Below are 656 nucleotides of genomic sequence, written 5' to 3' on the forward strand. Positions count from 1 at the left end.
AAGTTGCGGTTGCACTACTCGCAACCGCCAATTTGTGATTGGCGATCGCATGAATCAGCAGGTGCATAGCACTTGGATTCCCATAACCCGCAACTTGGGTTAAGTTACATATCACCTCACCCCCTTCCAATGGAATTAACTTATCTATCTAAAGAAGGATTTTAGGTATTAGCTACCCTTTTTAGGTAGATTTTTGATATTTAGTTGTGCAATGATCATTTCGTCACTGGATGAAATTTTTGTGTAATTAGGTGGGCGCTAAAAAACACAACTAGATTAAGAAATGTAAATCGCTTAAAAGCTTATTTTTAAAGCGCCATAAACGCTTTAAAAATAAGTTTAATATAACTTGCTTTAATCGTGCCTACCTACTTATACCTAAGACAAGTAATCATAAGCTCTTAAAAGATCATATGACGATTAAAACAATAGCTGCTGTCTTAGCTACAGGTAGTTTTTTAGCTGTAAATTTACTCAACACCAATTTGCTATTCTCGCAATCAACGCTACAAATTGGTGAAGCTTCCTTAGCTCAGTCGTCGGGAAGAATGAGAGGGAGCATCCCACTTTGGCAAAAATATATTAACCCTGTGTTGTGGGTTATCTTGGGTTATCAATAGGACTTACGCACGCTCTCAAATTTCTTATCTTGTGCA

Annotated in this window: 1 protein-coding gene; it reads left to right on the forward strand. The window is 37.3% G+C overall.

What is annotated here, in order from left to right:
- Nucleotides 1-413: 413 nt before the first annotated feature.
- Nucleotides 414-620: a hypothetical protein gene (locus tag AABK37_RS41730; RefSeq protein ID WP_432557233.1), complete on the forward strand. Its 207-nt coding sequence runs from the start codon at nt 414-416 to the stop codon at nt 618-620.
- Nucleotides 621-656: the final 36 nt, after the last annotated feature.

Origin of the sequence: Tolypothrix sp. VBCCA 56010 (assembly GCF_050875635.1) — a bacterium.
GTDB lineage: Bacteria > Cyanobacteriota > Cyanobacteriia > Cyanobacteriales > Nostocaceae > Hassallia.